The 16,002-nt window shown below is 62.7% G+C and carries 12 protein-coding genes; 7 read left to right on the top strand and 5 right to left on the bottom strand.

Annotated features, from left to right (window positions below; all coding sequences use genetic code 11):
• The first annotated feature begins 47 nt into the window (after positions 1-47).
• From ACE4QZ_RS14985 to ACE4QZ_RS14960, 6 genes are all read left to right on the top strand, one after another.
• Positions 48-1,454 (top strand): sensor histidine kinase, encoded by a 1,407-nt coding sequence (locus ACE4QZ_RS14985; protein WP_021781653.1) that lies wholly within the window; start codon positions 48-50, stop codon positions 1,452-1,454.
• 9 nt (positions 1,455-1,463) lie between these two features.
• The gene (locus ACE4QZ_RS14980; RefSeq protein ID WP_021781652.1) at positions 1,464-2,096 is read left to right on the top strand and encodes a response regulator transcription factor; all 633 of its coding nucleotides are present in this window, start codon (positions 1,464-1,466) and stop codon (positions 2,094-2,096) included.
• Positions 2,097-2,276: 180 nt separating this feature from the next.
• A complete protein-coding gene (locus tag ACE4QZ_RS14975; RefSeq protein WP_010954405.1) occupies positions 2,277-2,750 on the top strand; it encodes a MarR family winged helix-turn-helix transcriptional regulator in 474 nt (157 codons plus the stop codon).
• A 30-nt stretch (positions 2,751-2,780) separates the two neighbouring features.
• Positions 2,781-3,974, top strand: coding sequence for an HlyD family secretion protein (locus ACE4QZ_RS14970; RefSeq protein ID WP_021781651.1), 1,194 nt, complete (start codon positions 2,781-2,783; stop codon positions 3,972-3,974).
• The gene (locus ACE4QZ_RS14965; protein WP_004575310.1) at positions 3,971-5,506 is read left to right on the top strand and encodes a DHA2 family efflux MFS transporter permease subunit; all 1,536 of its coding nucleotides are present in this window, start codon (positions 3,971-3,973) and stop codon (positions 5,504-5,506) included. The genes ACE4QZ_RS14970 and ACE4QZ_RS14965 overlap by 4 nt, the downstream gene beginning before the upstream one ends.
• 1,706 nt (positions 5,507-7,212) lie before the next feature.
• Positions 7,213-7,959, top strand: a complete 747-nt coding sequence (locus ACE4QZ_RS14960) for an SDR family oxidoreductase (RefSeq protein WP_028697281.1) — start codon at positions 7,213-7,215, stop codon at positions 7,957-7,959.
• Positions 7,960-7,968: 9 nt separating this feature from the next.
• Here the strand turns inward: ACE4QZ_RS14960 and ACE4QZ_RS14955 are convergent, their stop codons facing one another.
• The 5 genes from ACE4QZ_RS14955 to ACE4QZ_RS14935 all read right to left on the bottom strand — a co-directional run bounded on the left by ACE4QZ_RS14955 (position 7,969) and on the right by ACE4QZ_RS14935 (position 15,035).
• The gene (locus ACE4QZ_RS14955; protein ID WP_021785650.1) at positions 7,969-10,035 is read right to left on the bottom strand and encodes a PAS domain-containing protein; all 2,067 of its coding nucleotides are present in this window, start codon (positions 10,033-10,035) and stop codon (positions 7,969-7,971) included.
• Between the two features lie 62 nt (positions 10,036-10,097).
• Positions 10,098-11,753: a PAS domain-containing sensor histidine kinase gene (locus ACE4QZ_RS14950; RefSeq protein WP_021785649.1), complete on the bottom strand. Its 1,656-nt coding sequence runs from the start codon at positions 11,751-11,753 to the stop codon at positions 10,098-10,100.
• A 57-nt stretch (positions 11,754-11,810) separates the two neighbouring features.
• On the bottom strand, positions 11,811-13,220 hold the full coding sequence (gene mapR, locus ACE4QZ_RS14945; RefSeq protein ID WP_028697280.1) for a GntR family transcriptional regulator MpaR: 1,410 nt from the start codon (positions 13,218-13,220) through the stop codon (positions 11,811-11,813).
• A gap of 50 nt (positions 13,221-13,270) precedes the next feature.
• Positions 13,271-14,674 (bottom strand): cytochrome c oxidase accessory protein CcoG, encoded by a 1,404-nt coding sequence (gene ccoG, locus ACE4QZ_RS14940; protein WP_410480087.1) that lies wholly within the window; start codon positions 14,672-14,674, stop codon positions 13,271-13,273.
• 121 nt (positions 14,675-14,795) lie between these two features.
• Complete coding sequence (locus tag ACE4QZ_RS14935) at positions 14,796-15,035, bottom strand: DUF3203 family protein (RefSeq protein ID WP_021785646.1); 240 nt, start codon at positions 15,033-15,035, stop codon at positions 14,796-14,798.
• 136 nt (positions 15,036-15,171) lie between these two features.
• Between ACE4QZ_RS14935 and ACE4QZ_RS14930 the strand changes: the two genes are divergently transcribed.
• On the top strand, positions 15,172-15,690 hold the full coding sequence (locus ACE4QZ_RS14930) for an MgtC/SapB family protein (RefSeq protein ID WP_021785645.1): 519 nt from the start codon (positions 15,172-15,174) through the stop codon (positions 15,688-15,690).
• Positions 15,691-16,002 lie beyond the last annotated feature (312 nt).

Genomic DNA, 16,002 nt, shown 5'->3' with positions numbered 1-16,002 from the left:
CGACTATAGCAATATAGTAAAACTACTATAAAAACAGGCCGCCTACCGTGGATGACACTGCTTACCCCTTGCTCGCCAAAGACCCACAACCCAGTCTGTTGCTGGCCAGTGATGCAAGCCCGCTGGCACTCAACCCGGCACTGCAGGCCTGGGTCGCCGAAGGGCCTGAGCTGGCTTGCTGGCTGCCGGCCAATTGCGCTGCCCTGGTGCGTGCCTGTCTGCGCCAGCACCGGGCGATCAGCGAGGTCGAAGTGCAGGTCGGCGAACGTATCGTGCTGTGGACGTTCATGCCGGACAACCACGGCCAGCAGGTGCTGGGCCGCTGCCGTGATGCCAGCGAAGAGCGCCTCGGCGCACGCGAAGCCAGCCGCGCCCGGCGCCTGTATCGGTTGATCATCGAAAACACCACCGACCTGATTTCCCGGCACAGCCCCGATGGCCGCTTTCTCGATGCCTCACCGGCAGCCTACCGCCTGCTCGGCCTGTGGCCCGAACAACTGCGTGGCATGCCTGTACATACCCTGCTGCATCCGCGCGAACGGCGTCAGGTACTGCGCCAGGCCGCTGCCGCGCTGGACCAGGATGGCTACCACACCATGACCTGCCGGGTACGCCAGGCGACAGGCGACTACCGCTGGTTCGAAATCGCCAGCCGGGCGATCCGCGAGACCTACACGGGCGCGGTGGTGGAGGTGGTCAGCGTGTCCCGCGACATCACCTTGCGCATCGAAGCGCAGGAAAGCCTGGCACACAGTGCCCGCCTCGCGACCCTGGGCGAGCTGGCCTCGGGCATCGCCCATGAAATCAATCAGCCACTGGCCGCCGTGGTCAACTATGCCAACGCCAGTCAGCGTTACCTGCAGGGCCTGGAACGTGACCCCCAGGCTCGCGATCGGGTAGGCCAGGGCCTGCAGCGTATCAGCGAACAGGCCACCCATGCCGCCGAAGTGATCCGCCGTCTGCGTGCCTTCCTGCGCAAGGGGCCGCGCCGCCTGGAGGCGCTGGATGTGGCCGAGCTGGCTGGCGAAGCCATGCGCCTGTGCGCCTGGGAAGCCGCGCGGGACCAAGTGCAGGTGGAACTTCGCATGAGCGCTCAACTGCCCTTGGTGTATGCCGACCGAGTGCTGCTGGAGCAGGTGCTGCTCAACCTGCTGCGCAATGCCATCGATGCCAATCGCGAGCAGCAGGGGGAGCGGCCGTCACGTATCCTGCTCTGCGCTGCGCGCGATGGCGATGGGGTGCTGGTCGAGGTAGCCGACCAGGGCCCGGGCGTGGCACCGGAGCGGCTGGATGAAATCTTTACGCCGTTCACCACCAGCAAGGCCGACGGCCTGGGCTTGGGCTTGAGCATGAGCCGCAGCCTGATCGAAGGCTTCGGTGGCAGCCTGTGGGCGCGGGCGGGTGACAGCGGCGGTCTGGTACTGTGCTGCCGGCTGGCGGTCAGCAGGGAATAAGGGGAGGCAGTGTTGCAAGCAAAAGTGTATGTGGTCGATGACGACCAGGGGATGCGCGACTCTACGGTCTGGCTGCTGCAGTCGGTGGGCCTGCAAGCCTTGCCGTTCGCCAGCGGGCAGGCGTTTCTCGACGCCTGCGTCGATGATGGGCCCGCCTGTGTGCTGCTGGATGTGCGCATGCCGGGGTTGGGCGGGTTGGCTGTGCAGCAGGCGATGCGTGAGCGTGGCCTGATGGTGCCGGTGATCTTCGTCAGCGGTCATGCCGATGTACCGATCGTGGTGCGGGCATTCAAGGCCGGTGCCTGCGACTTCATCGAAAAACCCTACAACGACCAGTTGCTGCTCGACAGCGTTCAGGCTGCGCTGGAGCACGCCGGGCTGGCGCGACAAGGCGATCAGGCGCTGGCCTTGGTGCAGGCGCGTATCGATGGCCTGACGCCGCGTGAGCGGGACGTGTTCGTACCCTTGGCCCAAGGGTTGAGCAACCGCGAAATTGCCGAGCAGTTGGGCATCAGCGTCAAGACCGTGGACCTGTACCGGGGGCGGGTGATGAAGCGGTTGCAGGCGGGCAGCCTCGCAGAACTGGTGGGAATGGCGATTGCTTGCGGGGCGGTGGAGGCGTTGGGCCTGCGAGCGCGTTAGCCGCCTTTACGCACACCCTTGCAGGCGCGGCCTTGTGTGCAGCAATGGGCCGCAATACGCGCCTGCTGAGAGCGGTTAGACAGGCAGAAGTCATGAAATATTTCATAGCTTGCTAATGAAGGCTTTGACATTCACTGCCTAGGCAGTAATATTTCTACACACTTAACTGAGCAGTCAACGATGGCCCATTTTTCCCCCGAAAACTTCCAGACCTGCGCCATCGGCATGTTGCTTGGCCGTGCTGCGATTCTCAAAGACCGCATTCTTGACTGGCACCTGGAGTCAGAGGGCGTCACCGCCGCGCAGTTCAAAGTGCTGATCATCGTCACCCAGTACCAGGTGGATACCCCGGCCGAACTGTGCCGGTACCTGGGCCTGGACAGCGGTTCGATGACCCGCATGCTCGACCGCCTCGAGCAGAAGGAACTGATCGTGCGCAACCGCTGCGCCGACGACCGGCGCCAAGTGCGCCTGGCACTCACTGCGGACGGCCAGCGCCTGGCCAACCGCCTGCCGGAAATTGGCGCCGCCGCCATGAACGAGTTGTGCGGCGTGCTGGCACCAGAGGAGCTCAAGACCCTGGAAGGCCTGCTGGCCAAGGTGCTGCTCAGTGCTGGCGACCCGTTGACGATCCGCCGCTTCGGCGACCGTTGAACCCTGTAACGAATTATCCAAGGTATTGTCATGGCCACTCCCACAGACACCCCGACTCCCTCCGCCGCGCCCGAGTCGTCACGCAAGCGCAAGGCCTGGCTGCTTGGCCTGCTGTTGCTGCTGATCCTTGCCGGGGTCGGCACCTGGGCCTGGTACAGCATTGTCGGGCGTTGGCACGAAAGCACCGACGATGCCTACGTCAACGGCAACGTGGTGGAGATCACCCCGCTGGTCGCTGGCACCGTTACCAGCATCGGGGCCGATGACGGCGACCTGGTCCACGCCGGCCAGGTGTTGCTGCAATTCGACCCGGCCGACAGCGAAGTGGCCTTGCAGTCCGCCGAAGCCAAGCTGGCACGCACCGTGCGGCAGGTGCGCGGGCTGTACAGCAACGTCGACTCGCTGAAGGCTCAACTGGAAACGCGCCAAGCTGAACTGCGCAAGGCGCAGCAGGACTTCAACCGGCGCAAGGTGCTGGCTGACAGCGGTGCGATTGCCGCAGAAGAACTGTCCCATGCCCGCGACGACCTGACCGTTGCCCAGGCCGCCGTCAACAGTGCGCGCCAACAGCTCAGCACCAGCAGCGCGCTGGTCGACGACACCGTGGTGTCCTCGCACCCCGACGTCATGGCTGCTGCTGCCGACCTGCGCCAGGCCTACCTCGACCACGCCCGCACCACGTTGGTCGCGCCGGTCACCGGCTACGTTGCCAAGCGTACCGTCCAGTTGGGCCAGCGCCTGCAGCCGGGCACCGCGACCATGGCGGTAATCCCGCTGGATCAGGTGTGGATCGATGCCAACTTCAAGGAAACCCAGCTGCGTGAGATGCGCATTGGCCAGCCGGTGGAAGTCACCGCTGATTTGTACGGCAGCGAGGTCAAGTACAGCGGCACGGTCGACAGCCTTGGCGCGGGCACCGGCAGCGCCTTTGCCTTGCTGCCGGCGCAGAACGCAACCGGTAACTGGATCAAGATTGTCCAGCGAGTACCCGTGCGCATCCACCTCAGCCCCGACCAGCTCAAGGACCACCCCCTCCGTATCGGCCTGTCCACCGTGGTTGAAGTCGACCTGCATGACCAGAGCGGCCCGGCTTTGGCCCAGCAGCCTCCGCAGAAGGCCAGCTACACCACCCAGGTGTATGACCACCAGCTGGTCGAAGCCGACAACCTGATCGCCCGGCTGATTCACGAGAACAGCGCAACCGGCAAGACGGCGCAACGATGAGCAACAACGCCGCTGCCCAGTTCACGCCGCCGAGTCTGCTGCTGACCACCATCGGCCTGTCGCTCGCGACGTTCATGCAGGTGCTGGACACCACCATCGCCAACGTGGCCTTGCCGACCATTTCCGGCAACCTGGGGGTGAGTTACGAGCAAGGTACCTGGGTCATCACCTCATTCGCGGTGAGCAACGCTATCGCCTTGCCGCTGACCGGCTGGCTGAGCCGGCGCTTTGGTGAAGTGAAGCTGTTCATTTGGGCCACGCTGCTGTTCGTGCTGGCTTCGTTCCTGTGCGGTATTGCCCAGTCGATGCCCGAGCTGGTCGGCTTTCGCGTCTTGCAGGGCGTGGTCGCCGGGCCGCTTTACCCGATGACCCAAACCCTGCTGATTGCTGTCTACCCCCCGGCAAAACGGGGGATGGCACTGGCGCTGCTGGCGATGGTCACGGTGGTGGCGCCGATTGCCGGGCCGATTCTTGGGGGCTGGATTACCGATAGCTACAGCTGGCCATGGATCTTCTTCATCAATGTGCCCATCGGCCTGTTCGCTGCTGCCGTGGTGCGCCAGCAGATGCGCACGCGCCCGGTGGTCACCAGCCGCCAGCCGATGGATTACATTGGCCTGCTGACCCTTATTATCGGCGTTGGTGCCTTGCAGGTAGTGCTGGACAAGGGCAACGATCTGGACTGGTTCGAATCGTCGTTCATCATTGTCGGCAGCCTGATCTCGGTGGTGTTTCTGGCGGTGTTCGTGATCTGGGAACTGACCGACCGGCACCCGGTGGTCAACTTGCGCCTGTTCGTGCACCGCAACTTCCGCATTGGCACCATTGTGCTGGTCGGGGGTTATGCCGGGTTCTTCGGTATCAATCTGATCCTGCCGCAGTGGTTGCAGACGCAGATGGGCTATACCGCGACCTGGGCAGGCCTGGCGGTTGCGCCGATCGGCTTGCTGCCGGTGATCATGTCGCCGTTCGTGGGTAAATATGCGCACCGGTTCGACTTGCGGGTGCTGGCTGGGTTGGCGTTCCTGGCGATCGGTACCAGTTGCTACATGCGTGCTGGTTTCACCAGCGAGGTGGACTTCCAGCATGTGGCCTTGGTGCAGTTGTTCATGGGGATTGGCGTGGCGTTGTTCTTCATGCCGACGTTGAGCATTCTGCTGTCCGATCTGCCGCCGCACCAGATTGCCGACGGTTCGGGGCTGGCGACTTTCCTGCGAACCTTGGGCGGGAGTTTTGCGGCTTCGTTGACCACCTGGATCTGGATTCGTCGGGCGGACCAGCACCATGCCTATCTGAGCGAGCACATCAGCCAGTTCGACCCGACGACGCGGCATACCCTTGAGCAGTTGGGCGGCGCCAGCCCGCAGAGTTATGCGCAGTTGGAGCAGATACTCAACGGGCAGGCTTACATGATGTCGACGGTGGATTACTTCACGTTGATGAGCTGGGTGTTTGCCGGGTTGATTCTGCTGGTGTGGTTCGCCAAGCCGCCCTTTACCGCCAAGGCGGGCCCGGCATCGGCGGGGCATTGAGCTAAACAAGGCAAGATCCCGATGCTCTCGGTCTCGGTCTCGGTCTCGGTCTCGGTCTCGGTCTCGGTCTTGCTTCGGCTTTTGATCTTGCTTCTAAGCGCGCGATAGTCCAGGCGCCGCGGATTGCGACTTCAGGAGGCCGAGCGCAGGGCTTGCGAAGGGAGGTGACGGGCATGGATGCCCGTCAAGCGCTGGGCCCCAGGATGGGGCCTGCAGCGCGGTCCTCCCGGGAGCAAGGCCGGAGCGAGGGGACCCCGGAGCGTAGCGCAGGGGCCGGATGATGGGAGCACAGCGTTTTTTGGTTACTTTTTGTCGCGTTTGACAAAAAGTGACCCGCCGTAAGGGCGGAAAGGTGACTATGCGCCACCTTCGTGAATGAATACCTACTCGATGTGAATGCCCACATCCAAGAAGCAAGAAGCAAGAAGCAAGAAGCAAATTCGTCTGTTTTGACTCAGCGAACAGTCCATTCGCGATGGCGACGCTGACTCACCTTTTCGCCCTTACGGCGAGTCACTTTTTGTCAAACGCGACAAAAAGTAACCAAAAAACGCTGCGCTCCCATCATCCGGCCCCTGCGCTGCGCTCCGGGGTCCCCTCACTCCGGCCTTGCTCCCGGCAGGACCGCGCCGAAGGCCCCATCCTGGGGCCTCAGCGCTTGACGGGCATCCATGCCCGTCACCTGCCTCCGCAAGGCCTGCGTTCGGCCTCCTGAAGTCGCGAAGATCAAGATCAAGATCAAGATCAAGATCAAGATCAAGATCAAGATCAAGATCAAGATCAAGATCAACAGCAGAGTTGATCTAAACACAAGGCAAGATCTCGATGCTCTCGCTCTCGCTCTCGCTCTCGCTCTCGCTCTCGCTCTCGCTCTCGCTCTCGCTCTCGCTTCGGCTTTTGATTTTGCTTCTAAGCGCGCGATAGCCCAGGCGCCGCGGATTGCGACTTCAGGAGGCCGAGCGCAGGGCTTGCGAAGGGAGGTGACGGGCATGGATGCCCGTCAAGCGCTGGGCCCCAGGATGGGGCCTGCAGCGCGGTCCTCCCGGGAGCAAGGCCGGAGCGAGGGAACCCCGGAGCGTAGCGCAGGGGCCGGATGATAGGAGCGCAGCGTTTTTTGGTTACTTTTTGTCGCGTTTGACAAAAAGTGACCCGCCGTAAGGGCGGAAAGGTGATGATGCGCCACCTGCGCGAATGAATACCTACTCGATGTGGATGCCCACATCCAAGAAGCAAGAAGCAAGAAGCAAGAAGCAAGAAGCAAGAAGCAAGAAGCAAGAAGCAAGAAGCAAGAAGCAAATTCGTCTGTTTCGACTCAGCGAACAGTCCATTCGCGATGGCGACACGGACTCACCTTTTCGCCCTTACGGCGAGTCACTTTTTGTCAAACGCGACAAAAAGTAACCAAAAAACGCTGCGCTCCCATCATCCGGCCCCTGCGCTGCGCGCCGGGGTTCCCTCACTCCGGCCTTGCTCCCGGCAGGACCGCGCCGAAGGCCCCATCCTGGGGCCTCAGCGCTTGACGGGCATCCATGCCCGTCACCTGCCTCCGCAAGGCCTGCGTTCGGCCTCCTGAAGTCGCGAAGATCAAAAGCCAGATCAACAGCCACATCAACAGCAGAGGGTTGGCTGTGCTGATCTTCGTCATTCCAACGCAGCGCCATTTCGCCTATTGTCGATGCTCCCTTCCCCAAACCATTGGCAAACCCATGGAGAACGTCATCGTCATCACCGGCGGCAGCCGCGGCATCGGCGCCGCCACTGCGCTGTTGGCCGCCCACCAGGGCTACCGCATCTGCATCAACTATCACGCCGATGACCAAGCCGCCGAAGCCATCCTCAGCCAGGTCCGCGCCCTGGGCGCCGAGGCCATCGCGGTGCGCGCCGACGTCAGCGTCGAAGATGAAATCATCCAGCTGTTCCTGCGCGTCGACGACGAGCTCGGCCCGGTCACCGCACTGGTCAACAACGCCGGCACCATCGGCCAGCAAAGCAGGGTCGAGGACATGTCCGAGTTCCGGCTGCTGAACGTCATGAAAACCAACGTCGTCGGCCCCATGCTCTGCGCCAAGCACGCCCTGCTGCGCATGGCGCGCCGACATGGCGGGCAAGGCGGGGCCATCGTCAACGTATCATCGGTAGCCGCACGCCTGGGTTCGCCCAACGAATATGTCGACTATGCCGCCTCCAAGGGCGCGCTCGACACCTTCACCATCGGCCTGGCCAAAGAAGTGGCAGGCGAGGGCGTGCGCGTCAATGGCGTCCGGCCGGGCTATATCCATACCGGTTTCCATGCGCTGTCGGGTGACCCAAACCGCGTCAGCAAGCTCGAACCTGGCTTGCCCATGGGCCGAGGGGGGCGTCCCGAGGAAGTGGCCGAGGCCATCCTCTGGCTGCTTTCGGACAAAGCCTCCTATGCCACCGGCAGCTTCATCGACCTGGGCGGCGGGCGCTGAACGCGCCCGTCAAGTTTCCAGCAGCTCACGAACCCGCTCCGCCAGTGCGTCCAGTTCGAACGGCTTGGTCAACACCAGCGTACCTTGCAGCGGTTGGCCGTCGCTGAACGCCGCGCTCTCATCGTACCCAGTCATCAACAGTACCTTGAGGTCCGGGTAACGCTCACGGCAGCGTTCGGCTACCTGGCGGCCATTCAGGCCGCCAGGCAGGCCGACATCGCTCAGCAGCAAGTCCGGCCGTTCGCCACTTTGCAGGTGGGTGAGGGCAGACGGACCGTTCTCGAAGGCGTCCACCCGATAGCCCAGCTCTTCCAGCACTTCACCTATCACCAGGCGCAAGGCGGTCTGGTCTTCAACCAACAGAATGCGTTTTGCAGTCTCGCTGCTTCTTCGCAAAGGCGCGCGCTGCGGTTTGCTGATTGGCGCCTGGGCTTGCGCGTGGTGGCGGGGTAACAGCAGCTCGATGCGGGTACCCTCGCCAGGCACCGACAGCACCCGTAATTGCCCACCCGACTGGCGCACGAAGCCATAGGTCATGGACAGACCCAGGCCGGTGCCCTGGCCCATCGGCTTGGTGGTGAAGAACGGCTCGACTGCGCGCTCAACGACTTCAGCCGACATGCCGCTACCGTTGTCGACGATGCTCAGCCGCACGTACTCGCTGGCCGGCAGTGCCAGTGCCAGGGCCTGCTTGTCGTCAAGCCGCAGGTTGTCGCCAATGATCTCGATCACACCACCGGCCGGCATGGCATCGCGCGCGTTGATGCACAAGTTGAGCAAGGCGCTTTCCAGTTGGGGAGGGTCGATGAAGGTTGGCCACAGCTGGTTGGCGAAGCGGCTGCTCAGGGTAATCGCCGGGCCGATGGTGCGGCGAAGCAGGTCTTCCATGCCAGCCACCAAAGTGGCCACCTGCGTGGAGCAGGGTTGCAGGGTCTGCTGGCGGGAGAACGCCAGCAGCCGGTGCACCAGCGACGAGGCCCGCTGCGCCGCGCTGCTGGACAGCTCCAGCAAGGGTGCCAGGGCGTCGAAGCGTGACTGGTCCAGGCGTTGACGCATCAGCTCCTGAGCACCAAGGATGCCGCCCAGCAAATTGTTGAAGTCATGGGCAATGCCGCCACTGAGCTGGCCTACGGCCTCCATTTTCTGTGCCTGGCGCAGCGCCGCTTCGGCCTTGGCCAAGCGTTCCTGCTCCTGCACCCGTTCACTGATGTCATAGGCGAACAGAAACGCGCCCTGTACCTCGCCTTTGGGGTCGCGCAAGGCGTTGAACCGCAACTCGTAATGGCGCAGCGCGGGGGGCTTGCCGAAGGTACCGATCTCGATGAACTGCTCGCCTGCCAGGGCGCGCTGCCACATCGGCAGAATAGGCGTCTGGCCGGCGGTGCCATCGTCGAACAACCCGGGCAGGTAGTCGCCGATTTCGGGTGTCCTCCCGTACAGCAGGTGGAAGTCATGCCTGGCCTGGCGATTGACAGCCAGCCAGCGCAGGTCCTTGTCGACCACATGCACATTGACCACACTGTGATCGACCAGCTCGGCAAACAAACGGCGCTCTGCCAATGCGGCACTCACCCGTTGTTCGAGCTCTTCGTTCAGACGCTGCAGGGCCTGCTCTGCACGCCGGCGTTCGGTCACATCCTTGAACAATACCGCTACCTGGCGTTTCTCGGCAGGCTCTATGCGAAAAGTGGTCACTGACAGCACACGGCCGGTAGCAACCAGTTCCTGCTCGAAGTGCAGCGGTTCACCGGTGCGAAGCACCGCGCCATAGCGGGCCACCCAGTCATCTGCCTCATCAGGCACCATCTCGCGCAGTTTTTGCCCGACCACGTTGGGGATGCCGGCGTGTTTGGTATAGGCTGCGTTGGCCAGCACATGCACGTAGTCACTCAGCGGGCCATGGGGGCCATCGAAGAATTCGATAATGCAGAAGCCTTCGTCCATGGTGTCGAACAGTGAGCGATAGAAGTCCTGGTCGTGCGCCTGGAGGCTTGCAAGCCGTTGCTCCAGCAGTGTGTTCTGTCGCTGGAGGTCTTCGACTTGTTGGCGCAGTGAGTTCAGATCACGAGAAGGCATGCCTGCGTCCGGCCAATGAAAAGTCCTGACTTTAACGTGTTCACCTGTAGGCGAATAGCCGCTCAGTGCGACTGGGCGGTGCTCCCCAGCAGCCGTTCAAGCGCCTGGGCAAGTGCCTGAAGATCGAATGGCTTGGGCAGCAGTTCGGTGCGCCGGTCGGGCCGCGCATTTGCCGTACTGTGCACAGGGTCATGCCCTGTGATCAGCAGCACCGCTGCATGTGGTGCAATACTTCGACAGGCGTCCGCAAGTTGGTGGCCATCGATACCCCCTGGCAGGCAGGCATCGGTAATCAGCAAGTCCGGCGCAGGGGCTTCCTGCAAGGCCTTGTATGCCTGGCGGCCATCTTCGAATGCCTGAACTTCATAGCCCTGGTCCAGCAATACCTCCAGCATGACCAGGCGCAGGGCCGGCTCGTCTTCCACCAGCATCACCTTGCATACGCGCTGCTGAAGCGAGGCCGCAGGCGCAGGCTCCTCGACGTGGGGGCTGGGTGAAGCGGCGGCGACGCTTTCATCGCGGGGCAGATACAGGTTGATGGCCGTACCCTGGCCAGGGGTGCTATCGATGACCAGCTGGCCCCCGGATTGCCGCACAAAGCCGTAGACCATGGACAGCCCAAGGCCAGTGCCCTGGCCGAGCGGCTTGGTGGTGAAGAAGGGCTCAGGGGCGCGCTGCATCACTGCTTTGGACATGCCCATGCCAGTGTCTTCAACGCGTATACGCAGAAACTGGCCAGCGGCCAGGCCCAGCTGTCTGGCTTCGGCGCCTTGCACTTCGACATTGGCGCAACCGATGCTCAAGGTGCCGCCAAGCGGCATGGCGTCACGGGCGTTGATGCACAGGTTGAGCAGCGCATTTTCCAGTTGCTGTGCGTCTATTCGGATGGGCCATAGTCCGGCATGTGTCTGGTCGTGGTAGTCGACATAGGGGCCGGTGGAGCTGCTGATCAGGTCGTGCATACCAGCCACCAGTTGCTGCACATCGACCCGTTGCGGGACCAGCGTCTGCTGCCGTGAGAATGCCAGCAAGCGCTGCACCAAGGCTGCGGCGCGTTGGGCATTGTGCCGGCTGAGTTCAAGCAGCTGCGCGGTGTCCGCCACGCGTTGCTGCACCAGACGCTGCCCAGCCAGTTCCAGGGCGCCAAGGATGCTGGCCAGCAGGTTGTTGAAATCATGGGCTATCCCGCCGGTCAACTGACCGACTGCCTCCATTTTCTGCGCCTGGCGCAGTGCTTCTTCGGCCTGCTGCAGGCGTTCCTGTTCGGTCACGCGCTGCGTGATGTCATAGGCGAACAGGTAGCCGCCCTGAATTCGCTGTTGAGTATCGAGTAACGGGTGGTAGCGAATTTCGTAATGGCGTGGTGCGTCGTCCGGCCCGAAGGTGACGGTGTCGATGAACGCTTCCCCTGCCAGTATGCGCGGCCATATCGGGGCCAGGCGGCCCATGATGTCGGGTTGACCGGTCAGGAACTGGGGTACGTAGTCACCAATCTGCGGCACGAAGCCTCGGTAACGCTCGAAGGTTTCGCGCGCCGTGCGGTTGATGGCCAACAGGCGCATCCTGCGGTCGGCAGCAAACACGTTGGCCGGGCTGTTGTCGAGCAGTTCTCCAAGCAGCCTGTCATGCGCCTGAGCGCTGTCTTCGCGTTCTGCCAGGCGTGCTTCCAGTTCTGCGACACGCGCTTGCAATCGGGCAAAGGACGTATCTGGCTGCATGACGAGGGCCTGATGGTCGGACCGAGCAACTATAGTCGTCCCTCTGGCCCCTCGCTATCAGAACGAGCGAATGATCCGCCCGAGGGTCTCCATGGCCTGTTCGGCGCCATCATGCCAGGGGCTGCCGTAGTTCAGGCGGATGCAATTGCCAAAGCGTCGGGTGGGCGAAAAGATCGGCCCAGGGGCGATGCTGATGCCTTGGGCCAGAGCCATGTGGAACAGCTTGAGGGCATCCATCTGCTCGGGCAGTTCCAGCCACAGGAAGTAACCGCCGGAGGGCTGGCTGACCCGTGTCTGCGCCGGGAAGTGGCGGGCGATGGCTGCCAGCATGTTGGCCTGCTGGCCCTCCAGCGCGTAGCGCAGCTTGCGCAGGTGGCGGTCGTAGCCGCCGTGTTGCAGGTAGTCGGCGATGGCCGCCTGGGCCGGCATGGAGGCACACAGGGAGGTCATCAGTTTCAACCGCTCGATCTTCTGCGCAAAGCGCCCGGCGGCCACCCAGCCAATGCGATAGCCCGGTGCCAGGCTTTTGGCGAACGAACCGCAGTGCATGACCAGGCCCTGGGTGTCGAAAGCCTTGGCGGGTTTGGGCGCCTGTTGCGAGTAGTACAGCTCGGCGTACACATCGTCTTCGATCAACGGCACCTGATGGTGCGCCAGCAGCTCCACCAGCGCCTGTTTCTTGGCCTCCGGCATGCTTGCACCTACCGGGTTCTGGAAGTTGGTCATGCACCACACAGCCTTTACCGGGTGCTTTTCCAGGGTCTGCGCCAGCACCCCCAGGTCCATGCCCTCGCGCGGGTGCACGGGGATTTCCACCGCCTTGAGCTTGAGCCGCTCCAGCACCTGCAGGCAGGCATAGAAGGCGGGGGCCTCGATGGCGACCAGGTCGCCCGGCTGGGTCACTGCCTGCAGGCACAGGTTCAGGGCCTCCAGTGCGCCGTTGGTGATCAGCAGCTCTTCCATCGGCAGCATCAGCCCACCGACCATGTAGCGCAAGGCTATCTGCCGGCGCAGTTGCGGGTTGCCGGGGGACAGATCGGTCACCACCATGCGCGGGTCCATGCTGCGGCTGGCGCTGGCCAGTGAGCGCGACAGGCGTTGCAGCGGGAACAGCTCAGGGCTGGGGAAGGCTGAGCCGAAGGCAATGGTGTTGGGGTCCTTGATCGAGTCGAGGATCGAAAATACCAAGGCGCTAACGTCGACATCGGTAGACTCGCTTACCGGCTGCAGCGCCTGCGGCTCGCTGAACTGGCGCGGAACGTGGGCGTTGACGAAATACCCGGAGCGCGGCCGGGCCCGGATCAGCCCACGCCGCTCAAGCAGGTAGTAGGCCTGGAACACGGTGGACGGGCTGACCCCGTGGGTCTGGCTGGCGTAGCGCACGGACGGCACGCGCTGGCCGGGGCCCAGCACCCCGGAGCGGATCAGTTCGGCAATGTCGTCGGCGAAGCGTTCGTAGCGTTTCATTCTGGCCTTCTGTCGAAGCCTGGCAGGCAAGGTGGCGTGAGTGTAAGGGATCAGCGGTTCATGGGGGCGACGAAGCGACTGTGCGCTACGCTGCGGATAGTGGGGTCGTCACGCTCGCGGATTTCAAAGCTCAGCGTCTGCGAACTGCTGGCCGGGCGCTCGGCCAGCATCGCCACCGACACCGGCAGTTCGCTCATTTCACCAGCAGGGATGACCAGTGCGCTATTGCCCTGCAGGGTGAAACCGTCAGCGTCCAGCAGGCGCAATTGATAGTGCTGGGTACGTTCGGTCTTGTTGATGACCTTGAGCAGGTAAATGTTCTCGATCTGGCCTTGGGCGTTTTCGCGGAACAGGCCGCGGTCCTTGATCACATCCAGCGATACCATCGGGCGCATCTGCAGGGCTACCACCAGTGCCCCGATCATGACCAGCAGTGCGGCAGCGTAGCCCAGCAGGCGCGGGCGCAGCCAGTGAGTGGTACCGCCTTGCAGGCTGTGCTCGGACTTGTAGCCAATCAGGCCGCGGGCGTAACCCATCTTGTCCATTACCCCGTCACAGGCATCGATGCACGCGGCACAGCCGATGCAAGCCATCTGCAAACCATCACGAATGTCGATGCCGGTGGGGCACACCTGCACGCACAGCGTGCAGTCGATGCAGTCGCCCAGTCCCTGGGCGCCGACATCACTGCCTTTCTTGCGCGGCCCACGGGCCTCGCCACGACGCGGGTCGTAAGCGACCGCCAGGGTGTCCTTGTCGAACATCACGCTCTGGAAGCGCGCATACGGGCACATGTGCAGGCACACCGCTTCACGCAGCAAGCCGGCATTGATGTAGGTAGCGGCCGGGAAGAACAGTACCCAGAACAGTGCCACACCGCCCAGTTGCAAGGTGAGCAATTCTGCGGCCAGTGGCCGGATCGGGGTGAAGTAGCCGACAAAGGTCAGCCCCGTGAGCACGCCAATGGCCAACCACAGGCTGTGCTTGAGCGTGCGACGGGCCAGTTTGTTCATGCTCCAGGGCGCCGCGGCCAGCTTGATGCGCTGGTTGCGGTCGCCCTCGGTAACCTTTTCGCACCACATGAACAGCCAGGTCCAGGTACTTTGCGGGCAACTGTAACCGCACCAGACACGCCCGGCGTAGACGGTGATGGCGAAGAGGCCAAAGGCACAGATGATCAGCAGCGCCGACAGCAGGATGAAGTCCTGTGGCCAGAAGGTGGCGCCGAAGATGTGGAACTTGCTGTTCCCCAGGTCCCACAGTACGGCCTGGCGGCCGTTCCAGTTCAGCCAGGCCGTGCCGAAGAACAGCACGAACAGGGCGCCGGCAAAGCCGATGCGCAGGTTACGGTAAAGACCGGTAAAGCTGCGGGTATGGATGCCGCTGTCGGTGCGTCGCGCTTGGATGCTGGCTGGGGCGGTGGCGATCTCTGTAAAAGGGATTCTATCGTTCATGGTTCGCTGCTCATCAGGCCTCGATCAGGCATGAGCACTATGGCGCTGAAGCTGTTATCAGCACAGGTTCAGATTTTACGATAAAAACCATATCAGATTTGCCGCATAGCCCCGCCAGGCCTCATATCACCGAGCCTGGCGCGCTGGCCTTCAGATGCCTGCGGCTATCCACCGCACCCGCCACGGTCAGTGTATCGGCTTCGGTTTCCGTGATCGGCACGCGTTGGCCGGCCAGAATGGCCACCGACATGCGCAACTGCTCGTCGGTGATGATCTCGATGTCCGGGCCTTCGCCCTCGATGCGCAAGCCTTCGCCAATCAGCGTGCAGCGGCGGGTGGTTTCGTCGATTTCAATGGGCATGGTGGGATCCTCCTGGGGTGGTTACAGGGTGGACCGCGGTCAGGGGCCAGTTGCTGCATCGGTAGGCTGAGCGGCACTTTGCACTGCGTGAAGAGGTCAACCCTGAAACCATATGCTCAGGCAGGGGAGCACCGCGATGGATGTCATCTGGCAAGCAATCCAGGCCGAATTCGCCGATGTCACCGATGAGCGCGAGGTCACGCAAATCCTTGTGCGCTTGCTGATGGCTGCTGTGCTTGGCGCAATACTGGGCTTCGAGCGTGAACACAGGGGCAAGTCTGCCGGGGTGCGTACCCACATGCTGGTCTCGCTGGGCGCTGCCCTGTTCATGCTGTCACCCAGCATGGCGGGGGCCGATGACCAGGCGCTAAGCCGGGTGATCCAAGGCATCGTTGCCGGTATCGGGTTTCTCGGTGCGGGTACCATTCTGAAGGGTAACGGCCAGAACACCAGCCATGTGAAGGGGCTGACGACCGCTGCCGGGCTATGGATGACGGCTGCCATCGGTATGGCGGCTGGCATGGGACGCGAAGCCACGGCGCTGATCAGCACGGTACTGGCCCTGCTGGTACTGGGCACGATGCCGTTGCTGGTGGAGAAGGTCGAAGGAAAGGATGAGGAGAAGCAGAAGGAGGAAGAGGGCAGGAAGCACTGAGGGGAGCCGAAGCTCCCCTCAAAGCGTTGTTGCCTGCTCTTTTTTTATTATTGGGACCGGCCTATTGTTGTTTTTGTCGGCTTGTCCTGGTGCTGCGGGCGACCCCCATGCGGGGTCAAGAGCAAACGTATTTTTTTGAGCGCTGACCTGCTGTCATCATCGCTGATCCGAACCTGGCTGCCGCTACCTTGAGGTAGTTTTATTGTTCTGTGCCAGACCGCGGGGCGAACCCCTGAAAAGCGTGTCGACTCCAAAAAAATCTGCTTGCTACGCCTCTGCCGTGTTGTTCTTGTTATGTCAGAGCCGTTACCT

The sequence above is a fragment of the Pseudomonas sp. DCA-1 genome (assembly GCF_046523955.1).
Lineage (GTDB): Bacteria > Pseudomonadota > Gammaproteobacteria > Pseudomonadales > Pseudomonadaceae > Aquipseudomonas > Aquipseudomonas putida_Y.
This window is presented reverse-complemented; position numbering and strand designations above follow the sequence as displayed.